General features: G+C 68.1%; 22 protein-coding genes, 1 pseudogene and 1 riboswitch. Of the genes and pseudogenes, 9 read left to right on the forward strand and 14 right to left on the reverse strand.

Annotated features, from left to right (window positions below):
• Positions 1-7: 7 nt before the first annotated feature.
• The gene (locus tag AC5RVV_RS01480) at positions 8-853 is read right to left on the reverse strand and encodes an HNH endonuclease family protein (RefSeq protein WP_493999675.1); all 846 of its coding nucleotides are present in this window, start codon (positions 851-853) and stop codon (positions 8-10) included.
• Positions 854-1,145: 292 nt separating this feature from the next.
• Positions 1,146-1,526, reverse strand: a complete 381-nt coding sequence (locus tag AC5RVV_RS01485; RefSeq protein WP_493999676.1) for a hypothetical protein — start codon at positions 1,524-1,526, stop codon at positions 1,146-1,148.
• Between the two features lie 122 nt (positions 1,527-1,648).
• On the opposite strand from AC5RVV_RS01485, the gene AC5RVV_RS01490 reads away from it, so the two are divergent.
• The 4 genes from AC5RVV_RS01490 to lplAB all read left to right on the forward strand — a co-directional run bounded on the left by AC5RVV_RS01490 (position 1,649) and on the right by lplAB (position 4,114).
• Positions 1,649-1,942 (forward strand): hypothetical protein, encoded by a 294-nt coding sequence (locus AC5RVV_RS01490; protein WP_493999677.1) that lies wholly within the window; start codon positions 1,649-1,651, stop codon positions 1,940-1,942.
• A gap of 89 nt (positions 1,943-2,031) precedes the next feature.
• Positions 2,032-2,097, forward strand: a riboswitch (guanidine-III (ykkC-III) riboswitch).
• Positions 2,098-2,107: 10 nt separating this feature from the next.
• Positions 2,108-2,422 (forward strand): DMT family transporter, encoded by a 315-nt coding sequence (locus AC5RVV_RS01495; protein WP_493999678.1) that lies wholly within the window; start codon positions 2,108-2,110, stop codon positions 2,420-2,422.
• 10 nt (positions 2,423-2,432) lie between these two features.
• Positions 2,433-2,768 (forward strand): DMT family transporter, encoded by a 336-nt coding sequence (locus tag AC5RVV_RS01500; RefSeq protein ID WP_493999679.1) that lies wholly within the window; start codon positions 2,433-2,435, stop codon positions 2,766-2,768.
• Positions 2,769-3,052: 284 nt separating this feature from the next.
• On the forward strand, positions 3,053-4,114 hold the full coding sequence (gene lplAB / locus AC5RVV_RS01505; protein ID WP_493999680.1) for a lipoate-protein ligase LplAB: 1,062 nt from the start codon (positions 3,053-3,055) through the stop codon (positions 4,112-4,114).
• Between the two features lie 29 nt (positions 4,115-4,143).
• Here the strand turns inward: lplAB and AC5RVV_RS01510 are convergent, their stop codons facing one another.
• The 4 genes from AC5RVV_RS01510 to glgC all read right to left on the reverse strand — a co-directional run bounded on the left by AC5RVV_RS01510 (position 4,144) and on the right by glgC (position 10,133).
• The gene (locus AC5RVV_RS01510) at positions 4,144-4,797 is read right to left on the reverse strand and encodes a dihydrofolate reductase family protein (protein ID WP_493999681.1); all 654 of its coding nucleotides are present in this window, start codon (positions 4,795-4,797) and stop codon (positions 4,144-4,146) included.
• Positions 4,798-4,976: 179 nt separating this feature from the next.
• Positions 4,977-7,592: an aminopeptidase N gene (pepN, locus tag AC5RVV_RS01515; protein ID WP_493999682.1), complete on the reverse strand. Its 2,616-nt coding sequence runs from the start codon at positions 7,590-7,592 to the stop codon at positions 4,977-4,979.
• 40 nt (positions 7,593-7,632) lie between these two features.
• Positions 7,633-8,736 carry a YeiH family protein gene (locus tag AC5RVV_RS01520; RefSeq protein ID WP_493999683.1) on the reverse strand — a complete coding sequence of 368 codons (1,104 nt, stop codon included), beginning with the start codon at positions 8,734-8,736 and terminating at the stop codon, positions 7,633-7,635.
• 104 nt (positions 8,737-8,840) lie between these two features.
• Positions 8,841-10,133 carry a glucose-1-phosphate adenylyltransferase gene (gene glgC, locus AC5RVV_RS01525; RefSeq protein WP_493999684.1) on the reverse strand — a complete coding sequence of 431 codons (1,293 nt, stop codon included), beginning with the start codon at positions 10,131-10,133 and terminating at the stop codon, positions 8,841-8,843.
• A gap of 89 nt (positions 10,134-10,222) precedes the next feature.
• Here glgC and glgA point away from each other — a divergent pair, with 89 nt between their 5' ends.
• Complete coding sequence (glgA, locus tag AC5RVV_RS01530; protein WP_493999685.1) at positions 10,223-11,419, forward strand: glycogen synthase; 1,197 nt, start codon at positions 10,223-10,225, stop codon at positions 11,417-11,419.
• Between the two features lie 20 nt (positions 11,420-11,439).
• On the opposite strand, the gene AC5RVV_RS01535 is transcribed toward glgA, so the two are convergent.
• Positions 11,440-11,877, reverse strand: coding sequence for a protein-tyrosine phosphatase family protein (locus tag AC5RVV_RS01535; protein WP_493999686.1), 438 nt, complete (start codon positions 11,875-11,877; stop codon positions 11,440-11,442).
• 160 nt (positions 11,878-12,037) lie between these two features.
• Positions 12,038-12,157, reverse strand: a pseudogene (locus AC5RVV_RS01540) (aldehyde dehydrogenase family protein); the annotation flags it as partial.
• A 457-nt stretch (positions 12,158-12,614) separates the two neighbouring features.
• Here AC5RVV_RS01540 and AC5RVV_RS01545 point away from each other — a divergent pair.
• Positions 12,615-13,085 carry a hypothetical protein gene (locus tag AC5RVV_RS01545; RefSeq protein ID WP_493999687.1) on the forward strand — a complete coding sequence of 157 codons (471 nt, stop codon included), beginning with the start codon at positions 12,615-12,617 and terminating at the stop codon, positions 13,083-13,085.
• A gap of 230 nt (positions 13,086-13,315) precedes the next feature.
• On the opposite strand, the gene AC5RVV_RS01550 is transcribed toward AC5RVV_RS01545, so the two are convergent.
• The 6 genes from AC5RVV_RS01550 to AC5RVV_RS01575 all read right to left on the reverse strand — a co-directional run bounded on the left by AC5RVV_RS01550 (position 13,316) and on the right by AC5RVV_RS01575 (position 23,312).
• Positions 13,316-14,338 (reverse strand): DUF808 domain-containing protein, encoded by a 1,023-nt coding sequence (locus tag AC5RVV_RS01550; RefSeq protein ID WP_493999688.1) that lies wholly within the window; start codon positions 14,336-14,338, stop codon positions 13,316-13,318.
• A 171-nt stretch (positions 14,339-14,509) separates the two neighbouring features.
• Positions 14,510-17,836 (reverse strand): ATP-binding protein, encoded by a 3,327-nt coding sequence (locus AC5RVV_RS01555; RefSeq protein ID WP_493999689.1) that lies wholly within the window; start codon positions 17,834-17,836, stop codon positions 14,510-14,512.
• 1 nt (position 17,837) lies between these two features.
• Positions 17,838-18,683 carry a DUF4194 domain-containing protein gene (locus tag AC5RVV_RS01560; protein ID WP_493999690.1) on the reverse strand — a complete coding sequence of 282 codons (846 nt, stop codon included), beginning with the start codon at positions 18,681-18,683 and terminating at the stop codon, positions 17,838-17,840.
• Complete coding sequence (locus AC5RVV_RS01565) at positions 18,683-20,143, reverse strand: DUF3375 domain-containing protein (protein WP_493999691.1); 1,461 nt, start codon at positions 20,141-20,143, stop codon at positions 18,683-18,685. Before AC5RVV_RS01565 ends, AC5RVV_RS01560 begins: the two co-directional genes overlap by 1 nt.
• A 184-nt stretch (positions 20,144-20,327) precedes the next feature.
• Entirely contained in the window at positions 20,328-22,436 is a 2,109-nt protein-coding gene (locus AC5RVV_RS01570; protein ID WP_493999692.1) for an acyl-CoA dehydrogenase family protein, read from the reverse strand.
• 78 nt (positions 22,437-22,514) lie between these two features.
• Positions 22,515-23,312: a TetR/AcrR family transcriptional regulator gene (locus tag AC5RVV_RS01575; protein WP_493999693.1), complete on the reverse strand. Its 798-nt coding sequence runs from the start codon at positions 23,310-23,312 to the stop codon at positions 22,515-22,517.
• Positions 23,313-23,393: 81 nt separating this feature from the next.
• On the opposite strand from AC5RVV_RS01575, the gene AC5RVV_RS01580 reads away from it, so the two are divergent.
• The 3 genes from AC5RVV_RS01580 to AC5RVV_RS01590 are packed head-to-tail and all read left to right on the forward strand — an operon-like array spanning position 23,394 to position 26,964.
• On the forward strand, positions 23,394-24,731 hold the full coding sequence (locus tag AC5RVV_RS01580) for an acetyl-CoA C-acetyltransferase (protein WP_493999694.1): 1,338 nt from the start codon (positions 23,394-23,396) through the stop codon (positions 24,729-24,731).
• Positions 24,731-26,071 carry a 3-oxoacyl-ACP reductase gene (locus AC5RVV_RS01585; RefSeq protein ID WP_493999695.1) on the forward strand — a complete coding sequence of 447 codons (1,341 nt, stop codon included), beginning with the start codon at positions 24,731-24,733 and terminating at the stop codon, positions 26,069-26,071. Before AC5RVV_RS01580 ends, AC5RVV_RS01585 begins: the two co-directional genes overlap by 1 nt.
• Entirely contained in the window at positions 26,068-26,964 is an 897-nt protein-coding gene (locus AC5RVV_RS01590) for a MaoC family dehydratase (RefSeq protein WP_493999696.1), read from the forward strand. Before AC5RVV_RS01585 ends, AC5RVV_RS01590 begins: the two co-directional genes overlap by 4 nt.
• Positions 26,965-26,977: the final 13 nt, after the last annotated feature.

A 26,977-nucleotide genomic window follows, 5' to 3' on the forward strand; every position in this document is an offset into this window, starting at 1 on the left:
ACCCCGTTCAGGCCCGCCACCGGAGGCGGCTGTCCGTGGAGGACGCCTTGCAGGTGTAGGTCTTGCCATTGGTCTTGCCGATGCCCCGCTTGCCCTTCATAGACGAGGCGCAGAAAGCACCGGGGGAGACCTCCAATGCAGTGGAGGGCTTGGCGGCCTTCGTCGGCGTTGCCTTGCTGGCCGGCTTGATGGCGGTGACCTTCACCGTCTTCTGCCCGGGGCAGGAGGTGAGGACCCGCTTCATAGCGGCCTTCTCTGCGGGAGTGACCGACAGGGCGTACTTCTTCTTGACCGCGATTTGGGTGGCGACGAGGGGACAACGGAAGGACTTGTTCTTGGGCAGCCACGCACTGGCCTCGCGGTCGCCCTTGGCCCGATTCGCGGAGGAATCCACGGCCAGCAGGTTCAGCGGGTCGTTGGCCAGCGCGGTGCGCTGGGCGCTGGAGAGCTTCTGGGCACCGGACACCCAGGCCTGGCCCAGAGCCACGACGTGGTCGATGTCGACCTTGTTGCCGCCGCGGACGTAGCTGATGGTCTTGCCGGTGTAGGGATCCTTCAGGGTCCCGGAAGCGATGACGCAGTTATTCGTGCCGGGCTTAAACCTGTCCCTGGTGAGGTCGCGCTTGAGGATATCGTTCCGGGTATCACAGCCGTTGCGATCGGTGTCCTTCCATGAGGGTCCGAACTTGTCCCGGGAATAGCCGGTCTTGGCGGCCTTGCCCTTGACCGGCAGGGTGTTCAGCACCGAGGAGGCGTTCGGCCCCGTGGCTTTCGGCCCGAGGGCCTCAGCCGGGGCTGCGGACGTGAACCCGCCAAGCAGCAGGGCTCCGGCGGTAAGGATGGAGGCCAGCATTCGGCCCGGAGTCTTGCGCAAGTATTCCCCCAAATATGTCCGGCAACAGTCACGCACGGATTCAGTGCGATTGCCTGGGAATTATCCTGCCATACAAAAGGCCTGCCTTTGTGCGGCAGGCCTTCGTTTCCCACGTCGAAGATCCGGAGCTCATCGACTACGCAGACGGAATGGTGGAGTGATGCAGGCCCAAATCCAACTATCGATAAAACGAGGCAGGGCGAGTAGGAAAGTGGTTTCGCTTGGCTGAGCGCTGGTTATTGGAATTCCCGGGAACGCGCTGCGGGAAAGCCTAGGGGCGGTGCGGTTCCCCAGGGACGTCACGTGGTGAGCGTTCGTCTGCGTTCTTGACAGCCTCAAGGAACTGCAACCGCTCATCATCATCGATGACCAACTCTGCAGGCGTTCCTCGGGGAGGGGCGAGGAGTCTTGGGCCTGTGTAGGTGGCGCCCAGGTATAGATCGTTGAGCGTCTCTCCGGGCTCCGCCATCGGTTGAGACATGCTCTTTTTACCTCCAAGCGCAAGCCGGGCTACAAATACCACCACGGCGATGAGCATCAAACCCTCGATGGCATATCCTCCCCATTTCGGATATCCAATGAAGAATAACCCGGCGCTGACCAGGATCATGCCGATTACTAAGGCAACCGCGATCTTGAATGTTCTACGCATTGCCCTCTTCCAATTTCGGCCTTCCAGCGCCCAGGCTTTTCTGATCAGGGTATCCCCACAGGACGTATCATTCGATAGTTCGAGGAGTGGCCGTCCGTTCAATGTCCCAAGGAGTCCGCAGCATGCACCTAAAACGCAGCGAAAGGGGCGGGCAGTTCATGAAAAAAATCCCCGTTGCGGCAGCCTTCGCATCCGGCATCTCCATGGTGTTCCTTGGCCTCGTGTTGGCCTTGTTTACGTGGATTGGTTTCGGGGGAATCAGCGAGGCCGATCAAGGACTGGCTCCTGCCCCTCTCAGGATCGGTTTCGTTCTGGTTTTCCTCGGGCTAGGCGCGCTCGGCTTCGTGATGGCAGTTGTATCGGCCCTTCGAGCTGCGTGGCACCTGGCGAAACGCAGGAAAGCAACAAACGATTAGAGGGCCATCAACGACCGGGGCCAGGCCACAGGCTGGTGAGGTTGGCCACCAAAGCTGCGCACCGGCGTCGTACTTTGCTATTTTCAAGTCCAAGACCTGTTCCTTGGGTCTCCGGACGACGGTTCAGTACCCGGTGTGCGACAAGACTGGCCAAAGGAATCACACATGGAATGGCTGATACTTGTTCTGTCCGGCGTCCTGGAAGCCGTCTGGGCCACGGCGCTGGGCGCATCAAAGAATTTCCGCCGGCTCTGGCCCACCGTCATTTTCGTAGTATCCATGGCCCTGAGCATGGCCGGCCTGGCCTACGCCATGACTGCCATACCGGTGGGGACCGCCTATGCGGTCTGGGTCGGCATCGGTGCGGTGCTGACCGCGGCGGTTGCCATGGTCACCGGCGCCGAGAAGGCGACCTTGATACGCGTACTCCTGCTGCTGGGCATCATCGGCTGCGTCGTCGGCCTCAAGGCGATCGGTTAAGGGGGCTGGCATGCATTGGACTGTTTTGTTGATCAGTGCCGTCCTGGAAGCCGTGTGGGCAACAGCGCTGGGGATGTCGGACGGACTGAGCCGCACGGGGCCCGCCGTGGTGTTCTTCGTGGCCCTGACCCTGAGCATGGTGGGTCTGGGCTATGCCATGCGCGGCATCCCCATTGGTACGGCGTATGCAGTGTGGACCGGCGCCGGGGCAGCATTGACCGTCGGCTACGCCATGCTGTTCGGCGGAGAACCCGCGAGCGTGCTCAAACTGCTCTTCGTTGCCGGGATCATCGGCTGCGTGATCGGGCTGAAGCTTGCCGATACGGGCGACGGGAAGAAGGCATGAAAAAGCGCCGGCGGGTAGTGGAGAGGTTGGGGGAGTTACTCCAATACCCGCCGGCGCTTGGACCGGGCACGTCCGGCCCCTCTTTCACTCGCACCGTGATGAGGTGTCTATGACACTACGAGGGGGTTCTGGGCACAGCCCCGGCAGCAGCTGGGAGGAACCTGAGTCCCGCGCGGACGGGCTGTCCGCGGGCCTTGATTAGACTGGGAAAACCGTCGACCGCAGCCGCCTGGCTGCCGGTACCGTCCCCGCCACGATAGCCCGAAGACTGCCAAGGAGCGCACATGACCGACCACCGCCATGGAGAGTACAAGGTCCAGGGCGGCAAGCTCGTGGTCGTGGACTTCGAGGTGGCGGACGGACAGATCACCCGGCCGTCCGTCAGCGGCGACTTCTTTTTGGAACCGGATGAAGCACTGGCGGACATCAACGCAGCGCTTGACGGGATGAGCATCGAAAGCCCCCACGGCCACTATGCCAGCGCGATTAACGCCGCGCTGCGGCCGGACGCGCAAATGTTTGGCTTCTCGGCCGATGCGGTTGCCGTGGCCGTGCGCCGCGCGCTCAACAAGGCCACCGGTTGGCTTGACCATCACTGGCAGGTTATTCCACCCACCCCGCTGCCGACGCACCTGCACGTCGCGATGGACGAGGTCCTGACCCGCCAGGTGGGGGCCGGGAAGCGCCCGCCGACGCTGAGGTTCTGGGAATGGGAGGCGCCGTCGGTGGTGATCGGCAGCTTCCAATCGGTCCGCAACGAAGTGGACCCGGACGGGGTGGAACGCCACGGCATCACCGTGGTGCGCCGGATCAGCGGCGGCGGCGCCATGTTCATGGAACGCGGTAACGCGATTACCTACTCGCTGTACCTGCCGCAGACGCTGGTGGACGGGCAGAGCTTTGAAGCGTCCTACGCGTACCTCGACGCCTGGGTCATGGCGTCGCTGGAGAAGGTGGGCATCAAGGCGTTCTACCAGCCGCTCAACGACATCGCCACGCCGGAGGGCAAGATCGGCGGCGCGGCGCAGAAGCGGTTGGCCAATGGCGGGATGCTGCACCACGTGACCATGTCCTACGACATCGACGCGGACAAGATGACCGATGTCCTTCGGATCGGCAAGGAAAAAATTTCCGACAAGGGCATCGCCAGCGCCAAGAAGCGGGTGGATCCGCTGCGCCGGCAGACCGGCCTGACCCGCGAGGAAATCATCGACGTGATGATCCGAACCTTCAAGGACCGCTATGCCGCCGAGGACAGCGGTTTTTCCGAGGAAGAGCTGGCCATGGCCCGGGAACTCGTGGAGACCAAGTTCGGCACGGAAGAATGGCTGCACCGCGTACCGTAGCGTGAGCGGCGGTAGCCAAAGCGGCCGGGCTACCGGTCCCTGCTCCTGACCAGGCGGGCGTGAGCCGCGGCCGGCGAGGCGGCGAATTCGACGCATTCGTAGCCGAGAGCCGCGGCGTCCAGATCCTCGAACACGCGCTCGCCGGAGCCGAGCAGAACGGGCACCATGGCCAGGTGCAGTTCGTCCACGAGCCGCGCTCGCACGTATTGACGGACTGCAGATGCGCCGCCGCCGAGCCGGACGTCCTGCCCGGCGGCGGAGTCGAAGGCCTGGTGCAGGGCGGACTCGATCCCGTCGTCGACAAAGTGGAAGACGGTTCCGCCGGCCATGGTGATGGGCGGCCGCGGGTAGTTCGTCAGCACGAAGACCGGATGATGGAACGGCGGGTCTTCGCCCCACCAGCCCCGCCACTCCACGGAGGGCCACTCACCGCGCACCGGCCCGAACATGTTCCGGCCCATGATGGTGGCCCCGATGCCCTCCTGCCCGGCCTCGACAAAGTCGTTGTCCAGCCCGGTGGAACCCCCGCCCTCGCCGCCCATCCGCTTGCCGGCCGCGGTCCGGAACACCCACTCGTGCAGCTGTTCGCCGCCCACTCCCAACGGGTCCTCAACGCTCTGGTTCGGGCCGGCTGCGTAGCCGTCGAGCGATACGGAAAAATTGTGCACTCGCAGTCTCGGCACGAATCCTCCTGCTCCTGAACCCCGGCGTCCAAGGGGCCGGGTCCCTGGAAGACGACAGCCTATTCCACGGAGGCTGCGCAGGGAACCGTGCAGCGGCTACCGGCGCGCCAAAGGCCGCCGATACACCTGCAGCCGCTCGCCCGCCGTCCGCAGCCGTCGTCCGCTCGGCCGCCCTGCGCTCAGCCCCGGGCGCCGGCCTGCTGCGCGCGCAGTGCCCGGAGCAGATGGTCGCGCTGTTCAATGACGATGCGGCGCAGCGCGGCCGGCACCCCGGCGTGGCTGTCGAGCCAGACATCGGTGCGTACGACGACGGGGTGTTCAGCAGGTGCCTGTCCGGAGACCAGGTCCTGTGTGATGGGGTAGAGCCCCCGAACCAGCCTGCCCGCTATCTCGATGCTCTTCACCGACCAGATTCGATCGAGTTCCTCAAAGTACGGTTCCACATACCCGGCGTGAAGCCCGGGCGGGCCCTGGCAGAAACCATCGATGGTGGCGTCCAGCAGCTCGTTGGACAGCGAATCGGTATGCACCGCGGTGTGCCAGGCCTCGGCCTTCACCTCCGGAACGGGCCGTGCCGTCATCGCGGCCAGGTGGCCGGCACGAGCCGCCGCGTTGCGGTCGGCTTCCAGGGCCGCATCCAGCTCCGCCGCCGAGGCGTGGCCGGTGGCCGCCAGCGCCTGCCAGAAACGCCAGCGTAAATCGGTGTCCAGCTTCAGCCCCTCCAGCACCGTGGTCTTGTCCAGCAGGCCGCGCAGGAAAGGCGCCTGGCCGTCATCGGCGCGCGCGACCGCCGCCAGCGACCGCGCCCAGGTCAGCTGCCGGTCGCTGCCCGGCTCCGCCGCTTCCGCCTCCCGGCGGGCGGCGGCCAGAAAGGCTTCCCGCAGGCCTGTCCGGAGTTCCGCCGGCGCGTAGCGGTCCATCGCCGTCTTGGCGCAGTCCAGGACCACCTGCAGCACGCTGTTCTCGGTTTCTGCCGGCGCGAACCGCTGCACAGCCTCCACGTAGTCGGCGGCGGGGAGGCGCCCGTCGCGGGCCATGTCCCACAGGGTCGACCAGCACAGGGCGCGAGCCAGCGGATCGGTGACCTTGTCCAGGCCGGAAAGCACCGTCTCCAGGGAGCGGGCGTCGAAGACGACCTTGGCGTAGCTCAAGTCCTCGTCGTTGAGCAGCAGCAGGGCGGGAACCTCGCGGCCCGCCAGTTCCGGAACCTCGGTCCGCGGGCCCGCCACGTCCAGCTCCAGCTGGTCCGTGCGGACCAACCGGCCGGAGGCGTCCGGGTTGTACAGGCCCAGCCGCAACCGGTGCGGCCGGAAGGACGGCTCCTGCGTCACCGGATCCACCGCCTCCTGGACGACGGCCGCGGAGGCGATCGCACCGCCGTCGTACTCGAGGTCCACGCCCAGGGTGGAGATGCCGGCGGTCTGCAGCCACTGCCGCGCCCACTGCTCCATGTCCCGGCCGGAAGCCGCGCTGAGAGCGGTGAGGAAATCGGCCAGCGAGGTATTGCCGTAGGCATGTTCGCGGAAATACCGGCGCGAGGCGCCGACGAAGGAGTCGAAACCGGCATAGGCCACCAGCTGTTTGAGCACCGAGGCGCCCTTGGCATACGTGATGCCGTCGAAGTTCTGCTTGGCCGCTTCCAGGTCAGGGATGTCGGCGACGATGGGGTGGGTGGTGGGCAGCTGGTCCTGCACGTACGCCCACCCCTTGCGCCGGTTGGCGAAGGTGATCCAGGCGTTGGTCCATTGCGTAGCCTCGGCGGACGCCAGGGACCCCATGTAGTCGGCGAACGATTCCTTCAGCCAGAGGTCGTCCCACCACTTCATGGTGACCAGGTCGCCGAACCACATGTGCGCCATCTCGTGCAGGATGGTGTTGGCGCGGGCCTGGTACTGGGCGTCGGTGGCCCGGGAGGAGAACACGTAGGCCTCGGTGAAGGTGACCAGGCCGGGGTTCTCCATGGCGCCCAGGTTGTATTCGGGCACGAACGCCTGCTCGTACTTGCCGAACGGGTAGGGGTAGTCGAAGAGTTCGTGGAAAAAATCCAGGCCGGCCTTGGTGACGGCGAAGATCTGCTCCGGATCGAAGGAGTCGGCCAGCGAGGCCCGGCAGTAGGCGCCAAGCGGCACACTCAGTTGTCCGCCGTCGGGCAGGGTGCCCTGCCAGGTGTCCGTGGCCGCGTGGTAGGGCCCGGCCAGGACGGTGGTGATGTAGGTGGAGATGCGTGGCGTCGGCTCGAAGCGGCGCACGGAGTAGCCGGGCGTGGAGCCCATCGGCTCGGTCACGGCCACCGCGGCGTTCGAGGCCACCAGCCAGTGGGCGGGGGCGGCGACGTGGAAGCTGAAGCTGGCCTTCAGGTCCGGCTGCTCGAAATTGGCGAAGACGCGGCGCGCGTCGGCCGGTTCGTATTGGGTGTAGAGGTACGTTCGCGCGTCCACCGGATCAACGAACCGGTGGAGCCCTTCGCCGCTGCTGCTGTACAGAGCGGTGCCCGTGATCGTGGCCTGGTTCTCGGCCTCGAGGCCGGGCAGCGTGATCCGGGAACCGTCCACCACGTCGTCGAGGTCCAGGGGCCGGCCGTTGAGCGTGACGGAGTGGACGCCGCCGTGGATGAAGTCGGCAAACACCGTGGCGCCCGGTTCGCTGCAACTGAAGGTGATGACGGTGCTGGAGACGAAACCCGGCGCGTCGGGGTCCTCGGCGTTGCGCAGGTCCAGCGAGACCTCATAGCTCTCCACCTGCAGGATGTTTGACCGCTGGGCCGCTTCGTCGCGGCTGAGGTTCTGGTTCGTCATCCGGCCCATTTAACCATGGACCGGTTGCGGCGCCTCAGCGTCAACCCATCGCCAGCCAGGCGGCGCCGATCCCCAGTCCGGCAATCAGCAGCCAGGAGAGCAGGGCCGTGGAGACGGCCGGCAGCGAGGAGCGGAGCAGTTCCCGCAGGCGGACGGCAGCGCCCAGCCCGAACAGTGCTGCGGCCAGCAATAGTTCCTGCACGGACGCCATGCCGTCCAGGACCGGCTGCGGCAACCACCCCGCGCTGCGCAGCATCATCAGGGCGAGGAAACCGAGCACGAAGAGCGGCACCAGCGGCGGCTGCTTGCCGGGCCCGGCGGTCCCGTCCGCGTAGACGGCTCCGGCCTTGGCCCTCCGCCGGCTGTGCAAGGCCGCGGCGGCCGTGACGGGTCCCAGCATCACCACGCGGGCGAGCTTGACGACGACGGCGATGGTCAGGGCCGCCGTGCCGGCGCTCTGGGCGGTGGCGACCACCTGTCCGACGTCGTGCACGGAGGCCCCGGCCCAGAAGCCGAACACTTCCGGGGTCATGCCGGTGACCGCCATGACGGCCGGCAGGACGCCGATGGCCAGCGTGCCGCACAGCGTCACCAGGGCGACGGGCATCAGCGTGTCCTGGCTCCGGCTGCCCCGGGCCGCGGCGACGGCGCCGATGGCCGAGGCCCCGCAGATGGAGAATCCGGCGGCCAGCAGCACGGGCTGGTCGCCGGGCAAACGATGCCAGCGCGCCAACAGGTAGGTTCCGCCGAACGCCAGCAACAGCACCAGGACCACCAGCACCAGGGCGAACCAGCCCAGTTCGGCCAGGTCCGAGAGCGCCAGCCGGGCGCCCAGCAGCACAATCCCAGCCCGCATCAACGTCCGTCCGCAGAAGGCCAGCCCGGGAAGCGCCGTTCCACGCGTCCACGAAGCAGTAGGCGGCAGGTTCGCCGCCAGGATACCCAGGACCACGGCGAAGCTCATCACCGGGACGGCCGGCGCGAGCCAGTGCAGTCCGTGGGCGGCAACTACGGCGGCCGCCGCAAAGAGCAGCCCCGGTCCGAAGCGGAGCAGCCAAGGTGTGGCGCGCGGCCCCGGATCCTGCGGCCCGGCCGGCGAACCGGGCCGGGCGGGGCGGGACTCCGGTGACTGAGGTTGAGGCACTTCGCTACCGTACCGCCTGCAGTCCGCGGTCCCGGCGCAATCGGCACCCTCCCTTTACCAGAATGGGTGGGCGACGGGACAAAGACATGAACTTGTGCCCGCTGTTACAAAGAAGCTGCCTTGTGCTCGGCGCTCGCCGTGGGGCCGAGGATGACCTTCTGGTCCTTGCTCAGGACGGTCAGCCCGGACTCGGTGACCGTGAAGCCCCGCGCGCGGTCCAGTTCCGGATCGACGCCGATGGTGGCACCGGCCGGGATGCGGACGTTCTTGTCCACTATCGCCCTCCGGACCACGGCTCCCTCACCCACCGTCACCTTGTCCAACAGCACGCTCCCGTGGATCTGGGCGCCTTCGGCGACGAAGACGTCGGTGGAGAGCACCGACTCGGTGACTTCTGCTCCCGAAACCACCACGCCCTGGGACAGGAGGGAGTCGTGCGCCGTGCCGGCGGTGCCGCTGACTCCGCGCACCAGCTTGGCCGGGGGAGACACCGACTGGCGCGTATAGATCGGCCACCGCAGGTTGTAGAGGTTGAAGGCGGGCAGCGGGCTGATCAGGTCCATGTGGGCCTCGTAGTAGGAATCCAGCGTGCCGACGTCGCGCCAGTACTGCTGGTCGGCCCCGGTGGAGCCGGGAATGTCATTCGCGGTGAAATCGTAGACGGCTGCTTCGCCGCGTTCCACGAAATAGGGGATGATGTCCCCGCCCATGTCGTGGTTGGTGTCCAGGCGCTCGGCGTCGGCTTCCAGGGCCTGCAGCAGGGCGTCCGTGTTGAAGACGTAGTTTCCCATGGACGCCAGGAAACTGTCCGGGTCATCCGCCAGGCCGGGAGTGGTCGCGGGCTTCTCCACGAAGGCGCGGATCTTGGTGGGCGCATCGGGCTCGGACTCGATCACGCCAAACTGATTGGCCAGCGCGAGCGGCTGGCGCACCGCGGCCACGCTGGCGGCCGCACCGGACGCTATGTGCTCCTCCACCATCTGGGAGAAGTCCATCCGGTAGACGTGGTCCGCGCCGACCACCACCACGATGTCCGGCCGGGCGTCATGGATCAGGTTCAGGGACTGGTAGATGGCATTGGCGCTGCCCAGGAACCAGCTTTTGCCCCGCCGTTGCTGCGCCGGTACCGAGGCAACGTAGTTGCCCAGCTGCGCGGCCATGCGCCAGGTTTCGGAAATGTGCCGGTCCAGACTGTGCGATTTGTACTGCGTCAGCACCACGATCTCCCGGTATCCGGAATTGACCAGGTTGGACAACGCGAAATCGATCAGCCGGTAGCTGCCCGCAAAGGGCACGGCCGGTTTGGCCCGGTCGGCTGTGAGCGGCATCAGGCGCTTTCCCTCGCCGCCGGCTAGCACAACGGCCAAAACCTTCTTCTGTGGCATCGTCCATCCCATCGCATTCGCGGTCCAGTGCCGGACCGACACACGTCCCCCTTGTCAACACACAGTAGAGGAAGGGCCGGGCGTGCACTACGTTAGGTGTCGTGCGTGTAGACATTGTGACAAAAGAATTCCCGCCGGAAATCTACGGCGGAGCCGGCGTACACGTGGCCGAACTCAGCCGGGTGCTGGCCGGCAGGGTGGATCTGCACGTGCATGCCTTCGGGGCCGACCGGCCGTCCGACTTCCATGGCGCGACGGTGCGCAGCTACGGGGTCCCGGCCGGACTGCGGAAAGCCAATGCCGCGGTGCAGACCCTCGGCGTCGACCTTGAGATGCTTGACGGCTTCGCCGGCGCGGACCTGATTCATTCCCACACCTGGTATGCCAATATGGCCGGGCATTTGGGGTCGCTGCTGCACGATGTGCCGCACGTGCTCAGCGCGCATTCGCTGGAGCCGTTGCGGCCGTGGAAGGCGGAGCAGTTGGGTGGGGGCTATCGGCTCTCGTCCTGGGCGGAGCGCACCGCCTACGAGGCGGCCGCCGCCGTCGTGGCCGTTTCCGCCGGGATGCGCAGGGACATTCTGCGCAGCTACCCCGACGTGAATCCGGACCGGGTGCACGTGGTCCACAACGGCGTGGACGTGCAGGAATGGAAACCGGATTACGACGACGACGCGGTGCGCGCCTTGGGAATCGACCCGGACCGGCCCAGCGTGGTCTTCGTGGGACGGATTACCCGGCAGAAGGGCGTGCCGTACCTGCTGCGTGCAGCGTCGTTGCTGCCGCCGGAAGTGCAGCTGGTGCTGTGTGCCGGAGCCGCCGACACCCCTGAACTGGCGGCCGCGGTGAATGCCCTGGTGGCCGGGCTGCGCGGGACGCGCGACGGCGTCGTGGTGATCGAGCGGATGCTTCCGCGGCCGGAACTGATCCAGGTGCTCAGCCATGCCACCGTCTTCGCGTGCCCGTCGATCTACGAACCGCTGGGCATCGTGAACCTTGAAGCCATGGCCTGCGGTGCCCCGGTGGTGGCCAGCGCCACCGGCGGCATTCCGGAGGTGGTCGAGGACGGCGTCACCGGCACTTTGGTGCCGTTGGAGCAGGCGAGCGACGGGACGGGAACCCCGCTGGACGAGGAACAGTTCGTCCGCGACTTCGCCGCCGCGCTCAACAAGACGCTGGATGACCCCGCCGCCGCCCGCCGCCAGGGCGAGGCGGGCCGCCGGCGGGCGGAGGAACACTTCTCCTGGGACTCCATCGCCGACAAGACCCTGGGCGTCTACCGCAGCGTGCTGGCATAAGACCTGCACGACCGGGACTGCTACGGGTATCCGGGGAACCGACGCACAAACCGTCGCTGCCACGGGGTTTCGACGGCGCCGGGGTGGTAGTGCTCACGGACATAGCCGGTGGCGTCGGCGGCGGGAACGCCGTCGAGAATCGCAATGCAGGCCAGCGCCGTGCCGGTCCGCCCCCGGCCTCCGTAGCAGGCGACCTCCACCCGTTCGTCCCCGGCGCGCAGCCAGGCTTCGCGGAAGGCCGCCTCGGCGTCCGACAGGTCTTCCGGCAGCCGGAGATCCCGCCAGCGCACCCACCGCTGCTCCCACAGGGTGGAGGCCGGCGGGCGGTGCTTCAGGTACAGCGCGAATTCCGGCGCGGGACCCGGCGGCAGCGGAAAACGCAGCGCCCGCCCGCGCAGCAGCCTCCCAGACGGCAGCCGCAGCACACCCGGCAGCCCGGGATCCCACGCTGATCCCATGGCAGCGAGGATAGCCCCGGCGCGCTTCGTCTCAACGCATTGAATGCCTGGGTCCACGCGAACAGTGCATACGAAGGGGCAGCGCTGGGGCGTCGGTGCCACAGCATGGAACGGGCGGCGACAGGACGTGTTCCCTGCCGCCGCCCACATAGTGATGGATCTATTCTGCAACGACCTGCGGTGCGCCGAGCTGTTTGAGGCCTTCGATGCCAAATTCCAGGCCGTAGCCGGACTGCTTGGCGCCGCCGCAGGGTAAGCGCGGGTCGATGGCACCGTGTTCCGGCCGGGAAGACGGCCTGGCCACGGATGGGAGCTGGACAGCTTTGTGCAGACCGCGGGGATACAGAAAAAGGGGTCCCTTGCCGAGTAGGTCACCAGAAAGTCGGACTTTTCACTACCGCCGGACTAACAAGAGGACAGAGGAACCGACAATGAGGCAGGCCATGCCAAGGGCGCTTAGGCCGAGAAGTCCTGTCCGCTGTGAGCCTAGAGGTTCACCTTCCCGCCGCGGATTTCTGTAGGCATATATGGCCGTGGGCATGCCAAGCAAGACGCCAAAGCTTATGAGTATCAAAGCCGTCTGCACGGGCTCATGATAGTGGCCGTGGGAGAGATGGAGAATGGGCTTTCAAGCTACCCGCACAGCCCTGGAAACACTACGCTTTGCCCTACCTAACCCATCGCGGTTGGCGGCTAAAGAGTCCAGACCGTAAGCAGCTACGGTAAAGGAGGAATTCTTGGGTGGAGACTACGGCCTTCCGATCTGGTTGCTTCCGGCGTGGCTCCTGGGTTCTGTCGTACTGATCGCGGCAGTTGCAGTCCGCGGCCGGAGATCCAGGGCGACTGCTGCGTCCCAGGAAGTCCTCGTAGAAGGCGTGAGGGCATCTAAAGAGTTCACGGTGCCTATCGGGCTGGAGGCGTTGCACGAAGAACTGCGTTCTATAGTGCGCAGCCATAAGAGATTCTCACGGATCAAGGCAATCCCCGGCGGAATGATCATCCACACACGGATCAATTTCTGGAGCTGGGGCGAGATCATCGAAATCAAGAACTATGAGACAAGCGCAGGCACCAGAGTCTACGCATCTTGCCGGCCGCGGCTGCAAACCACGGTGCTCGACTATGGGCAGGGCGCCCGCGACTTGAGCCTACTGACCGATCTTCTGGGGGAACGAGTCGGGTCAGGTGATCTTGACCCCGGCCGCTAAATTCCTCCACGAGATCCCGATGTCCTTCCAGGCCTGCCGAGTGCATCCCGTGTATTTAGTTGACCGCTGGACACTGAACTGGTCACGTGCGATCCGCTTACGGTGGAGCGTCAAGAATGCTGAATGCGGAAGCGGTCCCACTTCTCATGAGTGGGACCGCTTCTGGAGGAGCCGATGCGCGGGGTAGGGCTGCGATTTGGCCGGGAAACAGGTTACCCCGCGGGGATAAGTCAGGCGGTGGGATCGGCATCGCGTCCCGGCGGCCGATGGCCGGCTGTGGCGGCGCGGGCGTCGCCCTCTTCGTGCCCGTCCTTCTTCTTGCCGAACGGCAGCACCTTGAGCAGCGGGTGCAGGATTGCCATGACAACCAGGCCCCAGGCGAGTCCGAGGACGGCCGAGCACAGGGTGTTCACGAGCCAGGCCAGGAAGCCGCCGGCCACCGGGATCCCGGCGAACGGGCCCTCGAGGACGTGGACCAGGTCATAGGGAGCGTGCCAGCCGAGGTCGTATGCCCCCTGGAGCATGATGTGGCCGCCGACCCAGAGCATCGCGATCGTGCCGACGAAGGTGATCGCGGCCAGCACGGCGGGCATGCCCTTGACGAGCAGCGCGCCGAAGCGCTGCGAGCCCGCGGAGTCCTTGGTGGTCAGGTGCAGGCCGATGTCGTCCATCTTGACGATGAGTCCGACGGCGCCGTACACGAGCACCGTGATCGCAATCGCCACGACAACCAGGATGAGCGCCCGGACCCACAGGGAGGCGTCGCCCACCTCGTTCATCGAGATCACCATGATCTCGCAGGACAGGATGAAGTCGGTGGTGATGGCGCCCTTGACGACCTTGGACTCCGCCTCCGGACCCCGCTCGACCGCCGGCGCCTTGTCGGCCTCGTGGTGGCCGCGAACCTTGTGCCAGACCTTCTCGGCGCCCTCGTAGCAGAGGTAGGTGCCGCCCAACATGAGGATGAACGGGATCGCGCCCGGGATGAAGGCGCTGACCAGCAGCAGCGCCGGCAGGATGATCAGCAGCTTGTTCCGGAGCGAGCCCCAGAAGATGCGCTTAATCATCGGCAGTTCGCGGGAAGGATCCGCCCCGGACACGTACTGCGGGGTGACGGCGGCGTCGTCGATCACCACGCCGGCGGCCTTGGCCCCGGCCTTGGCGGCGCCTGCCGCGACGTCGTCCACTGAGGCGGCCGCGATGCGGGCCAGGGCTGCGACGTCGTCGAGCAGGGCGACGAGACCGCCGCTCACAGATCGCCTCCGCATTGCTCGACGGCGGACTGCTGGACGTAGAGGCCACGGTTGAGGTGCGTGATCGGCATGCTCAAAAGTATACGGCGGCGCGACGCCCGGCGGCCCGGGGGAGTGCGTTGATGGAGGCCAGACGGGAGGCGTTCATCGAGGTCGGCCGGGGACAACCCATCAGCGCAACACGATGTCCACCGGCCGCGCCAGGGAGTGGCCCCGTTCCAGAATGCCCGACCGGTTGGCGGATTCATCGCGCAGGACTTCGGTGACCGAACCGAGGAAACGGGCCAGGTCCACCTTGTCCTCGGGGGCGGCCAACAGCAGCTGGAAACCGAATTCGTGCAGAGCGTTGATGCTGGCCTCGGCGAACGCCAGCGATGATTTCACGAAGGCCTCGTCCATCATCACCGTGCCGAAGGTGCTGAAGCCCTGCCCGGCGATGCCCAGTTGGTAGGCCAGCGCCGACGCCATGATGAATGCGGTGAAGCGCTGGCCCTCGCCGCCGGACATCAGGCTGGCCTGCAGGTTGGTGTAGGCGCGGCCGTCCGCCAGGAGATTGGTGCAGGTGATGTCCACGTGCGACCGCACGTCCAGGACCTCGGCGCGCCAGCGGCGCTCGTCCTCGGAGGCCAGCCTCTCCACAATCCGCTCCAGGGCGAGGTAGCGGGCGTCCATGTCCTCGGCGGTCTGCCGCCTGCCCATGACCGGCAGCGCGTTCTTCAGGTCGGTGCGGAACTTGTGCGACGCGTCCGGCACCGCGTTGGCGATCTCAATCTGCAGGTGGCTGTCCTCGTGGTACTTCACGCGCCGTAGGATTTGGTTCAGCGGCTGCAGGCGGGACGCAATGCTGCGGCGTTCTTCGTCCAGCAACTGGAGCAGGTCGCTGAAGCGTTCGTAGGTGCGGTTGTTGAAGTACTCGCGGAATTCCGCCTCCCGCTGCGGCAGCCCTTCGCCCACGATGTCGTGGTAGCGCGCCTCGTAGTCGGCGGCGGCCTCCAGCGACGTGCCGTGGTCTGAGCCCCACTGCCTGCCGTAGGACTCGAAGATCTTCACCAGCTGGTTGCCGGCCTCCAGCCTGGTCCGCTCCAGCAGGCCGCGGGATTCCAGCAGCGCGCGCTCGATCCGGGTGCAGACGTCCCCCAGGAAGGCCAGGTCGGTGATCTCCCCGTGCGGGGCAAAGAGGGCATCCAGCTCGGAGGCCAGTTCGTCCGTCAGTTGCCCGGCGGTCTCACCGGTGGCGGCCAGGGTGTCCCGGCGACTGCGCGCGGCGTCCAGTTCGGCGGTCAACCGGGCGGCGTCGCCCTTGAGCACACCGATCTTCTCCGTGGCGGCCGTGAGGTCCAGTTCCGCCGTTTCCAGCTCGAACCGCAGCTGCTCCAGGTCCGCGTTGGCATCCCGGGCCTGCTCCAGGCGTTCCGCCGCCGCTTCCACGGCGGCGGCGTGTGCTTCGGCGGAAACCTCCTCCCAGTCGCGCGTGTCGGCCGCCACGGCCTTCGCTGCGGCCAGCCGGCGGCCCAGATCCTGCTGCTCGCGGGCGCGTTCGGCGGATTCGGCATCCGCAGTGCCGTACGTCTCGCGCAGTTCCAACAACCGCGCGGCGAGGGCGGCAATCTTGTCCTGGTTGTCGAAGCCGAGCAGATAATCGGACGCCCCGGTGTGCCGGTCGTCCTTTTCCGTGGTGCTGCTGCTGCGCTTTACCGCGCCGCCCAGGGTGACGCCGCGGGCGACGTGTGCCAGTTCGTCCGGGTCGTCGACGCAGACGTAGTCGTAGTGCGCCGTGATCTTGCGCCGGACCCAGTGCCCCATGGCGGTGTCCTTGGTGACCAGTTTGGTGACCAAGTCATCGTCGCCGGCGTCGGCCTTTCCGTCCAGCGGGGCGCTGACGTCGATGATCCGCAGGAAGCCACGGATATTGTGCTCGTTCAGGTAGCGGGTGACGGCCTTCATCCGGTCGCCCGGGACCAGCATTGCGGCGGCCAGCGACCGCAGTGCGCGTTCGGCGGCCGGGCGCCAGCGGGCCTCGGCGGCGGCCATGTCGATCAGCTCGCCGGCGAACGGAAGTTCCTCTTCCGCGATGCCGGTGGCGGCACAGATCTGCCGGCGGCGCTCCAGGCTGTCGGGACGGATGTTGCTGGTGCGGCGCCGGAAGGACTCGATTTCTTCCTCCAGCGCACGGATCCGGCCCTTGAGGGTCCAAGCCTCGCCCTGGGCATCGTTGCTCCGTTCGCGGGCCGACTCGGCCTCCTTGGCCAGGTCCTTGGCCAGCACGGCGGCACGGCTGCGCGCGGCAGCGAGGCCGGCGGGACTGAAATCTGCTTCAATCCCGGCGGCCGCCAGCTCGCCCCGGAGGGCATCTTCGACGGACTGGCGGCCCCGCAGCTCGGCCTGGGCCGCCGCCAGCTCCCGTTCCAGGGTGGCGACGGCGGAGCCTCCTTCGCTGCCGTAGCGCGCCCTGAGCGACGCCGCCTTCTCCCGGAGCCCGTCGCGTGCCGCTTCGGCGGTTGCCAGCGCGGCCGTCGCCGCCGTTGCTTCCGCTTCCAGCCGGTCGATCTGCCGGCTATGGCAGTCCAGCGCCAAACGTCGCCGGTAGAGCGGCAGGGCCTCGTCCGCCAACACCTGGTTGCGCTCCAGCCCGGCCTGCGCCTGCTGCAGCTCCCGATGCAGTCGGGGCACGGGGGCCAGCAGGTCCCGCTGCTGCCGGGCGCGTTCCAGCTGCCGCCTGATGCTGCTGAGGTGGCTGAAGTCTTCCACGGCCTCCTCCGCGGCGGCCAGCGTCCGGGGCGTGTCCAGCACATGGTTGCGGAAGAAGTCGTTCACGGTGCCGCCCAGGCCCCTGCCCGTCTGCAGCGTCCGCAGCAGGCCGAAGGCCTTTTCCTGGTCGATGCCCAGCGCTTGCCGGAATCGCTCGGCAAAAGCCTTGTGCGAATCGAAGACCTGGCTGCCCGGCAACAGGGCCTCCAGCGAGGTCTTGCTGAACCGGCCCAGCATGCGGGCCTCCAGGGCGGGAATGTCCAGGGCCTTGTTGTGCAGCACATAGAAACGGCCCACATTATGTTCGGTCCCGTTGGCCGGCAGGTCTAGCAGCACGGACAGGCTGGTGGTCTGCCCCAGGGCGTTGTCGAAGGTCAGGCAGACCGCCGACCAGGTGGCACCGGGACGCTGGTAGAACGTGGCGTTCCGGGAACCGTCGCCGTCCGCCGGGGTGGCGCCCAGCCGTCCGCGCATGTAGCTGAACGCGGTGCGCCGTTCCTCGGCGGCGCTGCCGGCGCTGGTTTGGGCGGCCTCGTTCATCTTCGGCCGCGCGTCCAGCACCTGCAGCATGCCGTCGAAGATGGTGGACTTGCCCACCCCAGAGCCGCCGGTCAGCAACGTTCCGGCGCGGTCCACGCGGATGGTGTGGGAGCCGTCGAAGGTGCCCCAATTGACCAGCTGCACGCGGCTGAGGCGGTGCTGGCCGGGATTGAGCAGCCCGTCCAGGGGCAGGATCGTCTCGATGCTCATGTCAGGCCTCCTCGCCGTCGACAGCCAACTGGTCGGTCTCCGGTGCCTCGCCGGCCGGCGGGAGAGTACCGGCCAGCGAGCCGATCACCGCCGGAATGTCGCCGATGTTCTCGAAGGGCAAGGCCAGCGGCAGGGCCGGGGAAATGACCCACACGTCCGAAAGTTCGGTGGCTTCCAGCAGCCGGCGCTCGTTGGACAGCTTGCGGATGGAGGCATCGGCCAGGTCCTCGACGTGTTTGGCGTCGTGCTGTTCGGGGTCCACGTAGTCCTGCAGCACGTCGATCACGTCCGCCCGGCTGATCAGCGGCTCCGTCCCGGTGCCGGCGTGGCGATCCTGGATGAGCCGCATGCGCAGGAGCAGCAGCGTCTCCTCACGCGTCATCTCCCGTTGCCGCTGCAGGGCGTTGGTGTGCGGTTCGGCCATGGGGACCGGCCGCAGCATGGCGACCTTGCGGTCTTCATCGATGACCAGTTGCAGGAACAGCTCGCTGAGCCGGGAGGCGAGGACGCGGCGGTGTTCCACCACGGTGTCGTAGACCCGGTCCGTGGAGCCGGCGTGCAGGTAGGGGCCGCGCAGCAGCCGGACCAGGGCCTGGCGCAGCTTCAGGGGCAGCTTGCCGGTATCGCCGTCGAAGAGTTCGGGCCCGTCCACAATCTCGTTGCGGGCGGGCGCCTCTACAGCCTCGGCGGAATCCGCCTCCTCCGGCCCGGCAGCCTGGGCGGGATCCGCCTCCTCCGGCCCGGCAGCCTGGGCGGGATCCGCTTCCTCCGGTGCGGCCGCGTCCTCGGGCCCTGCGGACGGATGGGCGGAAACCCCGGTCAACTCGTCCTCGGTCAACTCGTTCATTAGTCTGCAGCTTTCGTGAAAGTGACGGCGGGCAGCACCGCGGTTCGTTCGCTGCCGTCGATTTGGATCAGGGTCACGCTGTCGGTCGCGTCCGGATCGAGCACGCCGCCGGTATTCAAGGCCCGGTGCAGCAGCCAGCGCAGGCTGTTCAGGTGCCGGTGTTCCGGTTCCAGCTGGTCGTAGACCGCCGACAACGGCGCCGGCCCGCGTGCTTCGACGGCGGTGCGCACCGCCCGGGAGAGCACCTCGGCGTCAGCCTGCGGCGTGCGTACCGCGCGGCGGATGTCCGCTTCGGTGAACTCGGGCGGCGGCGGCAACTTCGCCGGCGCCTGGTGATCCTGCGGGTCGTAGAGCCGGATCATGCTCACCGATTCGAAGCCGGAGCCGTACAACTGCGGCGCCGGTACCACCGCACGCCGGCCCGGCAGGCTGTGCCGCGACTTGAAGATCGCGGCCTCGGCAGCCCGAATCGCCTGGCGCAGCTGGACCGATTCGCGGTAGTCGTCCGACTGCACGAAGGTGTGCATGCTCTCCGAGAGCCGCCCGTAGATGCGGTGGATCTCGGCCGCCTGCGCCCGCAACTGGGGCATGAGCTGCTGCAGGGCCCTCCGGTCCTCCGGCTCCAGGCCGTCGGCGAAGTCCCGCTCGAGCACGTCGGCGATGGCCTGTCGGAAGCGCTGCTGCTGGTCCTCGTCGTTCAGGAACGCCGTGAAGCTCTCGTACGTCCGGCCTTCGCTGGTGCCACGCAGCCGTTTGTCAGCGTCGAGCACCTCGCCCATGGTGATGCCCTTGGTGGCATTCGACTCGACGATTTCGGCGCGCAGCGTGTGCAGCATGCGCTCCAAGCCGTCGCGCATCCGCTTGAAGTCGGCCGGCAACCCGGCCGCCAGCGCCAGGATGTCGCGTGCTGCCTCCGCCGCCGCGGCTGCGGGCACCGCCGCCGGCGCGTCGCCTGCTTCCAGCGCGCGAATCTTTTCCTGCCGTTCGGCGATTTCGGCCCGGAGCACGGCAATGCGCGCCTCGGGGTCGGGATCGGTCTCATGGGCCAGGGCCTCGACCCGGGTAAGCAGCGTGGCCAGGCGGGAGCTGTTCAGGGAGGAGGAAGCCCCGGTCAGGCCGTCCAGATACTCCAAAAAGCGCACTGTCGCTTCGGTGGGCTCGTAAACGAACCGCCCGCCCTCGCGCAGGCGGGAGAGGAACCTGCGGGCCACCCAGTCGTCGGCGTACTGGCGGGCGGACCAATCCTCCCGCAGCGGCACCCCGGCGCGCCGCAGCTCGGCCAGGATGGCGTCGGTGTTGCGGTGGAACTCCTCCAGCGGCAGCTGCGGCCGGGAGCGCGTGAAAGCGGTCCGGAACAGCGCGGGCACCCACGGGCTGGCGGCGGCGAGCTTGAGGCCCGGCGACGCGGACAAGGCCTGCAGCTCCTGCCAGCGGGCAAGGGCGTTCTGGGTGAAGGACATGCTGTGCTTTCCGCCCGCGGAAGGGAAAAGCGGGCCCAGAAGATCTTAGCCGCTCCAACTGGGCTGACGACGGCGGCAGCCGCCACGGGTGGGCCGTGTCGCCCGGACTTAACCCGCTGACGACGGCGGTGTGCCCGCCGTGGCGAAACGGATCGCCTCCGGCCTGGGCCCCGCCGTCGTTCGCTCAGCTGCTTGCCGGCAGCTTCTGGCGTCGCGCGGCGAGCTTTTCGGCGGCCTTCCGGCGGGCGACGAGCACCTTCTCGTCCACCGGGGCGTCGCCGCTGGCCCGCCGCGAGCGGGCATAGGCCATGGCTTCGTCCTGGCGTTCCTGCTCGGCGCCGGTGGCAATCTTCGCGCGCAGATGCTCCGGCCCGTAGCCAAAGGCGTCCACGAGGTCGCGGGCATGCGGGCGGAGCCGGGACAGCAGACGGTTGATGTACCCCCCAAGGATGCGGGCGCGCTGGGCGGAGAGCCGCCCGTGCATGAGGTACCAGCCCAGGTTTTTCTCCACCAGCGACAGGCCGAACAGGTCCCGCAACCACGTCAGCACTTGGCGGGTACCGTCGTCGTCGATCTGCCCGAGTGCGGCGGTAAAGGCCTCCCACTGCAGCAGTTCCGCGTGTGCGCGGGCGGCCTCAATCAGCTCGTGCTGGTGTTCGTTGAACAGCGCCGCGGCCTCCGCTTGCGGCAGCCTCGTGGCATTGCGGAGCGCGCCGCCGATGCCGGCGATCATGGTGGAGACCCGGTCGGTGAGCAGCTGGCGCTGCGACTCCGGATCCTTCAGGTAGTTGGCGCTCTTGCGCTCCGAACCGCTGTCCGCGAACGTCTGGGCCACCTGGCGCAGGCCGGTGCGGTGGAAGGTGGCGTCGGCCGCCTGGTGGGCAACCCACCGGGCCATCACGCCGAAGTCTGCGTGGCGGAACTCCTTGGCGTAGTCCGCGAGCAGCCGCTTGGCGACCAGCTGCAGCAGCACCGTGTTGTCGCCCTCGAAGGTCGCGTAGATGTCCAGGTCGGCGCGCAGCGCGGCGAAGCGGTTTTCGGCCAGGAAACCTGCCCCGCCGGTGGCCTCCCGGCACTCCTGCAGGGTGTCCAGCGCGTGCCACGTGCTGAGCGACTTCAGGGCGGCGGCCAGGGTTTCCAGGTCCTGCCGGTCCTCGTCGGTGTCGTGGGCGCCGGAGAACACGTCGTCGAACTTCTCCAGCAGTTGTTCGTGCGCGAAGGACGCCGCGTAGGTGGTGGCCAGCCGCGGCAGCAGGCGCCGCTGGTGGCGCTGGTAGTCCAGCAGGACCTCTTCGGAGGTGTCCGAGGACGCATTGAACTGCCGGCGCTCGGTGCCGTAGCGCACCGCGATGGCCAGGGCTACCTTGCTGGCGGCCACCGCGGCGCCGTCGAGCGAAACGCGGCCCTGCACCAGGGTTCCCAGCATGGTGAAGAAGCGGCGGCCCGGGCTGGCGATGGGGGAGGTGTAGGTGCCGTCCTCGGCCACGTCGCCGTACCTGTTCAACAGGTTGGTCCGCGGGATGCGGACATGGTCGAAGTGCAGGCGGCCGTTGTCGATGCCGTTGAGCCCGCCCTTGTAACCGTCGTCTTCGCCGCCGATGCCGGGCACGAAGTTGTGCTGTTCGTCCCGGATGGGCACATAGAAGGCGTGGACGCCGTGGTCGACGCCCCGGGTGATGAGATGCGCGAACACCACCGCGGCCAGGCCGTCGTTGGCGGCGTTTCCCAGGTAGTCCTTCCACGCGGCCCGGAAGGGTGTGTGGATGACGAATTCCCGCGTGGCCGGTTCGTAGGTGGCGGTGGTGGCGATGCTGGCCACGTCGGATCCGTGACCGGTTTCGGTCATGGCGAAGGCGCCCGGCGTCTTGAGGCTCATGATGTCCGGCAGCCACTGGTCATGGTGTTCCCGGGTGCCCAGGTGCAGCACCGCCGCGCCGAACAGGCCCCACTGCACACCGGCCTTGATCTGCAGCGAGGGGTCGGCGGTGACGAGTTCCTCGAAACCGGCCACGTTGCCGCCGTGATTGTCTTCGCCGCCGAGCCGTGCGGGGAAGGCACGGTGCACGGCGCCGGTGTCCACCAGGTACTTCAGCTGCCCGAAGACTCGCTGCCGGTGCTCCTCCATCGTCAGCCCGTCGATGCGGTGGAGTTCCGGGCGGCCGGCCAGGTCGCGTGCCGCCTGGCGGATGTCGGCCCAGCGGCCCAGCAGGAGCCGGCCGAGTTCGGCCACATCCACGGTGGCTCCGTTGTCTTCAACCGGTTCCGGGGTTTCCAGGGCGGGCGTATACGTCATCGGATGTTCCTTCGGTCGTCAGGTGTGTGTCGGTGGGGCCGGGGAAGGCGGCGGGGCGGGGCGGCCGGGTGCGGGCGGTCAGTCCATGCCCGGAGTGTTGTGGGAACGGCCGGGTGGCCCGGAGCCCGCTGCGGGAGCTCCGTTGTCCGGTGCGACGCCACCCAGCAGCCATTGGGTGAGCAGGCCCGTCATGACTTCCCGGCTCGGCTTGGTTTCATCGGCGGGAGCCGCCAACCAGCATTCACCGGCCGCACGCACCATGCCGATGGCGGCCCGGGGCCAGTAGGATGCGGCCGCCAATTCCGCGGCATTCCCCGCTGCCGCGGCCAGGTGGTCGCGCAGCGGGGCCTCGATCATGGCGGTGACGTTGGCGAAAAAGTCCTGCAGGACGGCGGAACTGCCGTCCTCCGGTGCGGCGGCCGGTGCACCGGCCGGCCGGGCCTCCTCCGCGCCGGGTTGCGGTGCGGCCGGCGGCTCGGACGGCGCGGCGCGGGTGACGAACGCGTACACGTGCGGCGAGGATTCGGCCATTTGCAGGTAGACCGACACCATTGCGTGCAGGCCCTCCCGGGCCGTGGTCGCGGTGGCGGCGGCCTCCTGGAGCCGGGCCTGCATCCGGCCGATCACCACCTCGCCCATGGCCCGCTGCAGGCCGGCCTTGTCGCCGAAGTAGCGGTAGAAGACGGGCTTGGACGTCCCGGCCGCCGCCGCGATCTCCTCCATCGATGCATCGGGGCCAAGCCGGTGCACCGCGTGCCGCGCAGCCCGGATCAGCTCCCGGCGGCGTTCCGTCCGGTGACGGTCCCAGCGGGCCGAGCGGCCGTCCGCGGGCGTCGCCGGATTCGAGGCGGCCTGGCGGCCTGTGGCGGTGTTCACGTAACTCAGCGTATCAGGTACGCTTGGTAACGGTAACTGTCGTTTGTTCCGCTCCGCACCCAATCCCCGAGGAGAGCCCACATGGCCACTTCACCTGACGCCACCGGCACCCGCTCCGCCAACGGACTGCGCAGGGCAGTAGTCGTCGGCGGCAATCGCATCCCCTTCGCCCGCGCGAACGGAGCCTACACCCAGGCCAGCAACCAGGACATGCTCACCGCGGCCCTGGACGGGCTGGTGGCACGGTTCGGGCTGCAGGACGAACGCATCGGCGAGGTGGCCGCCGGCGCTGTCCTCAAGCACTCGCGCGACTTCAACCTCACCCGCGAGGCGGTGCTGGGCTCGGCGCTTTCACCGCAAACACCTGCGTACGACCTGCAGCAGGCGTGCGCCACCGGGTTGGAAACCGTGATGGGCCTGGCGAACAAGATCAAACTGGGGCAGATCGACTCCGCCATCGCCGGCGGCGTGGACTCCGCCTCGGACGCACCGATCGCCGTCAGCGAGGGCCTCCGGGCCGTCCTCCTGGAACTGAACCGCGCCAAGAGCATGCAGCAGAAGCTGACCGCCATCGCCAAGCTGCGCCCCAAGGACCTGGCACCCAACGCGCCGGGCACGGCCGAGCCGCGGACAGGGCTGTCGATGGGCGAGCACCAGGCGCTGACCACCGCGGCCTGGAACATCAGCCGCGACGCGCAGGACGAACTTGCCCTGGCCAGCCACCACAACCTGGCGGCAGCTTACGAGCGCGGGTTTTTCGATGACCTCATGACGCCCTACCGGGGCCTGGCCAAGGACTCCAACCTGCGCGCCGACACCACCCTGGAGAAGCTGGGCAAGCTGCAGCCGGTGTTCGGCAAGAACCTCGGCGCCGAGGCAACCATGACGGCCGGCAACTCCACGCCGCTGACCGACGGGGCCTCCACCGTGCTGCTCAGTTCGGAAGAGTACGCCCGGAGCAACGACCTGCCGGTGCTGGCGGAGGTGGTGGACTCCGAGGCCGCCGCCGTTGATTTTGTGCACGGCAAGGAAGGACTGCTGATGGCGCCGGCCTATGCCGTGCCCCGGCTGCTGGCCCGGCAGGCCCTGACGTTCGCCGACTTCGATTTCTTCGAGATCCACGAGGCCTTCGCCGCGACGGTGCTGTGCCACCTGGCCGCGTGGGAAAGCGAGGAGTTCTGCCGCAACAAGCTGGGCCTCGAGAAGCCCCTGGGCGCCATCGACCGGACCCGCCTCAACATCAATGGCTCCTCCCTGGCCACCGGCCATCCCTTCGCGGCCACCGGCGGACGCCTGGTGGCCAGCCTGGCCAAGATGCTGCGCGAGAAGGCCGACGCCGAGTCCCGCACCACCCGCGGCCTGATTTCCGTCTGCGCCGCAGGCGGCATGGGCGTCGTCGCCATCCTGGAGGCGAACTGATGACCGACCGGTACGTGGATTTGGTCAACGCCGGACCGGTTAAAAGCCTGGCCAAGAAGCTGGGGCTGCCGCAGCCCGCCGTGCTGCGGCGCTACCGGCCCGGCGCACCGCTGCTGCCCGGACCTGTCCTGGTGCTCGGCGCGGGCGCCGGCGCCGACACGGTGGCCAAGGAAATGCTCGGGTGGGACCTCGACGTTCGCCGGCATGCGGCACCAAAGGAACCCCTCGGCGGCATCGTGCTGGTGCTCGACGAGCTGGAATTGCCCGAGGACCTGTCAGAGCCCATGCTCAGCGCCGGCGCCAGCCTCAGGGACCTGGCCCCCGGCGGCCGCGTGATCACCGTATCCCGTCCCGCCGACGGTGCCGCCCGGCCCGCGCAGGCCGCCGCGCGCCAGGCGGTGGACGGGTCGCTGCGGTCACTGGCCCACGAGCTGCGCGGGGGTGCCACCGCCAACGGCATCCTGCTCGGCGAAGGCGTGGACGCCGGAGCACCGGCCGTCCTGGGACCCCTGCGCTTCCTGCTCTCGGCCCGGAGCGCCTACGTCAGCGGGCAGTTCCTGCTGGTCGGCTCCGACGACGGCTCGCTCCCCGGGGATCCGGACCGTCCGCTAGCCGGCAAGGTCGCCGTCGTCACCGGCGCCGCGCGCGGCATTGGCGCTGCCATCGCCGAGACCCTGCACCGCGACGGCGCACAGCTCGTTGTCGTCGATGTCCCCGCGGCGGGGGAGCAGCTGGCGCAGGTCGCGAACCGGGTGGGCGGCACCGCCCTGCAGTTGGACATCACCGCGGCCGATGCCGGCGCGAAGATCGCCGCCCATGCCGTGGGGCGGCACCACGGACTGGACATCGTGATCCACAACGCCGGCATCACCCGCGACAAACTGTTGGCCAACATGGACCAGGCCAAATGGGACTCCGTGATCGCCGTCAACCTCACCTCGCAGCTGACGATGAACGGGCAGCTGCTGGCCTCGGGCGCGTTCCGTGGGCGGCCGCGCGTGGTTTCGCTGGCCTCAACCAGCGGCATTGCGGGCAACCGCGGGCAAACCAATTACGCCGCGTCGAAGGCGGGAATCATCGGCATGGTCCGGGCCTCGGCTGCCGGGTTCGCCGACGCCGGCGGCAGCATCAACGCCGTGGCACCGGGCTTCATCGAGACGGACATGACCGCCCGGATGCCGTTCCTGACCCGGGAAGTGGCACGCCGGCTCTCCTCGCTGCAACAAGGCGGACAGCCGCGCGATGTCGCCGAGGCCGTCTCCTTCCTGGCCAGCGATGCTGCGGGCGGCATCAACGGCCAAACCCTGCGGGTCTGCGGGCAGAGCATGGTCGGCGCATGAACGAAGTCATCCTGGGGGAGATGCCCACGCTCTCGCGCCTCTACCTGACGGCGGCGTCGACTGCCGCGCGGCACAAGCTGGGCGTGGGCCAGCACGCCGAGCAGGTCCCGGCGGCGCGGCATACCCTGCACGGAGTGCAGATCACCCCCGAGCGGATCAGCGGGTTCCAGCAGTTGGTCCACGGCACCGTGCGGGACACCCTGCCCTCCGTGTTCCTGCACTCGGTCGCGTTCCCCGTGGCGATGAGCGTGATGACGCGGCCGGACTTTCCGCTGCCGCTGCTCGGTATGGTCCATCTGGCCAACCGGGTGCGGCACTTGCGGCCGGTCCACTTCACCGAGCCCCTGGCCGTCACGGCCTGGGCCGAGGGCCTCCGTGGCCACCACGCGGGCACGCAGGTCGAACTGCACACCCGGATCGAGGCCGGCGGCGAGGCCGTGTGGGAAGGTGTCTCGGACTACCTGGCCAAGGCGGTCTACCTGCCCGGCCTGGACAAGGCAGCCCGCCCCGAGCGCGCCGATTTCACGCCGCCGCAGCCGACGGCCCGCTGGCGGCTCGGTCCGGAGGCCGGGCGCGAGTACGCCGGGGTCTCCGGCGACTTCAACCCCATCCACCTGAGCGCGGTGTCCGCGAAGATGCTGGGGCTCAAGCGGTCCATCGCCCACGGGATGTACCTGGCCTCCCGGGTCCTGACCAGCGTGGAAGCCACGGCCAGCGAACCCTTCAGCTGGCGCATCGACTTTGCCGCTCCGGTCTTCCTGCCCGCCACCGTGGCCGTCAGGATCCATGACACGGAACGCGACGGGTCTTGGGAAGCTTCCGAGTTCACCGGCTGGGGGGAGCGCAGCCACCGGCTGCACTTCACGGGCAGCGTCCACACGCTCGCCGGCTGAGCGGCGTGGCCGG

The sequence above is a fragment of the Arthrobacter sp. MDT2-34-1 genome, assembly GCF_059091365.1.

What these genes read in the sequence shown, in the direction of transcription:
- AC5RVV_RS01480 (WP_493999675.1), bottom strand. Translation starts at nt 853, where the DNA reads ATGCTGGCCTCCATCCTTACCGCCGGAGCCCTGCTGCTTGGCGGGTTC.
- AC5RVV_RS01485 (WP_493999676.1), bottom strand. Translation starts at nt 1,526, where the DNA reads ATGCGTAGAACATTCAAGATCGCGGTTGCCTTAGTAATCGGCATGATC.
- AC5RVV_RS01490 (WP_493999677.1), top strand. Translation starts at nt 1,649, where the DNA reads ATGCACCTAAAACGCAGCGAAAGGGGCGGGCAGTTCATGAAAAAAATC.
- AC5RVV_RS01495 (WP_493999678.1), top strand. Translation starts at nt 2,108, where the DNA reads ATGGAATGGCTGATACTTGTTCTGTCCGGCGTCCTGGAAGCCGTCTGG.
- AC5RVV_RS01500 (WP_493999679.1), top strand. Translation starts at nt 2,433, where the DNA reads ATGCATTGGACTGTTTTGTTGATCAGTGCCGTCCTGGAAGCCGTGTGG.
- lplAB (WP_493999680.1), top strand. Translation starts at nt 3,053, where the DNA reads ATGACCGACCACCGCCATGGAGAGTACAAGGTCCAGGGCGGCAAGCTC.
- pepN (WP_493999682.1), bottom strand. Translation starts at nt 7,592, where the DNA reads ATGACGAACCAGAACCTCAGCCGCGACGAAGCGGCCCAGCGGTCAAAC.
- glgC (WP_493999684.1), bottom strand. Translation starts at nt 10,133, where the DNA reads ATGGGATGGACGATGCCACAGAAGAAGGTTTTGGCCGTTGTGCTAGCC.
- AC5RVV_RS01535 (WP_493999686.1), bottom strand. Translation starts at nt 11,877, where the DNA reads ATGGGATCAGCGTGGGATCCCGGGCTGCCGGGTGTGCTGCGGCTGCCG.
- AC5RVV_RS01555 (WP_493999689.1), bottom strand. Translation starts at nt 17,836, where the DNA reads ATGAGCATCGAGACGATCCTGCCCCTGGACGGGCTGCTCAATCCCGGC.
- AC5RVV_RS01560 (WP_493999690.1), bottom strand. Translation starts at nt 18,683, where the DNA reads ATGAACGAGTTGACCGAGGACGAGTTGACCGGGGTTTCCGCCCATCCG.
- AC5RVV_RS01565 (WP_493999691.1), bottom strand. Translation starts at nt 20,143, where the DNA reads ATGTCCTTCACCCAGAACGCCCTTGCCCGCTGGCAGGAGCTGCAGGCC.
- AC5RVV_RS01570 (WP_493999692.1), bottom strand. Translation starts at nt 22,436, where the DNA reads ATGACGTATACGCCCGCCCTGGAAACCCCGGAACCGGTTGAAGACAAC.
- AC5RVV_RS01580 (WP_493999694.1), top strand. Translation starts at nt 23,394, where the DNA reads ATGGCCACTTCACCTGACGCCACCGGCACCCGCTCCGCCAACGGACTG.
- AC5RVV_RS01585 (WP_493999695.1), top strand. Translation starts at nt 24,731, where the DNA reads ATGACCGACCGGTACGTGGATTTGGTCAACGCCGGACCGGTTAAAAGC.
- AC5RVV_RS01590 (WP_493999696.1), top strand. Translation starts at nt 26,068, where the DNA reads ATGAACGAAGTCATCCTGGGGGAGATGCCCACGCTCTCGCGCCTCTAC.